General features: G+C 46.5%; 1 protein-coding gene. It reads left to right on the top strand.

Annotation, left to right across the window (positions count from 1 at the left end; genetic code table 11):
• The coding region (locus AC3A14_RS21420; protein ID WP_487779151.1) for a ComEC/Rec2 family competence protein at nt 1-2,220 on the top strand (2,220 nt) is incomplete at its 5' end.
• Between the last annotated feature and the right edge of the window lie 98 nt (nt 2,221-2,318).

Genomic DNA, 2,318 nt, shown 5'->3' on the forward strand with positions numbered 1-2,318 from the left:
AGCGGTGTGCTGTTGTGTCTGGCTTATATCGTGGGGTTGCTGCTGGTTCCGCTTCCTGGGGGAAGTTATGGGATGCTGGTGTTGGGGGAGATCGCCGCATTGACGCTTCCCCGATATTGGCGGATGGGGCCCAAGTCTGGGATATGGTTACTGGTGGGAATTGTGGGATTTCTAGCCAGTTTTTATTTTCATGTTCGCACTCCCAAACCCCCAGGAATAGACCTAAGTGCTTGGATGGGTCAACCGGTGACGGTGCAGGGAAATGTACTCAGTGAACCTCGGTTGACGCGATCGCACCGTATCCAGTTTAAACTTAACGTTATTCAAATTGAAGACCAGCCGGTTCAGATAAATGCTTACACTACGGCTCCCTTATTGCAAGCCACAGGATTACATCCAGGTTATCAGGTGGAAGTGCGGGGAAGACTGTATGAACCGCAACTTGCAACCATCCCTGGAGTGTTTAATTTCCGGCACTATTTAGCCCGTCAGGGGATGTTTATTGGCCTGAGTGCCGAAACTCTCAAATTTGAATCTAATCAGGCTTCCTGGGGATTGTGGTGGGTGCGTCAGCGAATTGTACGTTCCCTAGTGCAGGGGTTAGATGTACCTCAAGGTATAGTCATCGGTTCCATGGTGCTGGGTCGTCGAGCAGTGGACTTACCCTTTGATATCCGCGATAAATTTATTCAGGTGGGACTTGCTCATGTTTTGGCTGCCTCTGGGTTTCATGTGTCTCTGCTATTGGGGTTAGTGTTAACTTTAACGCAAGAATTATCCAAGCGAATCCAGTTTCGCGCAGGCGTGACGATCCTAATTCTCTATAGTGCTTTAACGGGGTTTACACCTTCCGTCTTACGGGCTTCGTTAATGGGGTTTGGGGTGGTTTTAGGGAAGTTGTTAGACCGTCGAGTAAATATTTTAGGGTCGTTATTATTGACGGCAACACTATTACTTTTGGTTAACCCATTGTGGATTCAAGATTTAGGCTTTCAGTTAAGTTTTTTGGCGACGTTGGGGTTAGTGGTTACTGTTCCCGTGTTGATGGAACTGTGGGATTATGTGCCACCCGCGATCGCCTCTGGGTTGGCCGTTCCTATCAGTGCATTTCTCTGGACGTTTCCCCTACAGTTGTATCATTTTGGCGTACTGCCTCCCTATGGAACTTCAGTCAACTTGGTCACTCTACTCTTAGTCGTAGTTCTGACACTAGGGGGAATGGTTTCAGCTTATGTGGCTTTGATTTGGCCATTTTTAGGGAGCTTGGTCTCTAGTGTTCTCTATTATCCCACGGTCGCGTTTCTGGCAATTATTGATGGGTTTACTGAGCTACCGGGTAATTCGGTGGCAGTGGGTAAAATTTCGGTAGTTCAGTTGCTGGTGCTGTATGGTGTATTTGCCTTGTTTTGGCTCAAGGACAGGATCGGGATTAAGGCTAAGAAGATGCTACTGGGAATGGCGATTAGTTTGGCGATCGCCGTAGTGGTGATTCCCCTATGGTACAGTCAACAGTATCTGTCTCAGGTAACGGTGTTTGCGACTCGTACCCCAACAGTAGCGATTCAGGATCGGGGTAAAGTGGTGTTGGTAAATACTCCGGATTTTGGAGTTGCTCAGTATACCCTAATTCCATTTTTCCAATCCCAAGGGGTGAATCAATTGGATGCTGGAATAATGCTTACAAGAGAAGAGCGTGCGATACAAGGATGGTTAGGGATTTTGGACACCTTACCCATACGCCGATTTTACCAGATTGGTAACCCCACAACCCAGGTAGAGCGGAAGATTGAGGCGCAAGTGAAAACTTATCAAACTTTACAGGTAAATCAGGGTTTAAAGTGGAAAACCTTGAGCATTAAAGGCTTAAGTTTAGAGCCACAAGTTTTGGAAGTTCAGTTAGAACACCAACGTTGGCTGATGTTAAAAGGTCGTGGTTTCACAGAGAATTTTTGTGCGGTGCAGTCCTGGTGTAGTTCTCAGGGTAAGCCGACGGTGTTAATTTGGTCGGGTAAGGGTTTAGCGGTGGAGGTAATAGAAAAAATACAGCCAAAGGTGGCGATCTCCCTTTCTGAGGATCTCGATCCAGCCATTTTATCCGCATTGAGAGCCACAAACACCCAAGTGTTTTTAACCGGAAGAGATGGAGCCATTCAATGGAATTCTCAACGAGGATTTAGCACAACTTCTAATTCACAATCTCAGAACGATTTTGCATTTTGAAGTTAATGACTCAAATAACCCCTGAACCAAAGTTCATTTATGGGTTACAGCGCTTCGCGCTGCTATGAGGTACATTGTTGATCGTAGATGTGAGTTGT

The sequence above is a fragment of the Roseofilum sp. genome, from assembly GCF_982964205.1.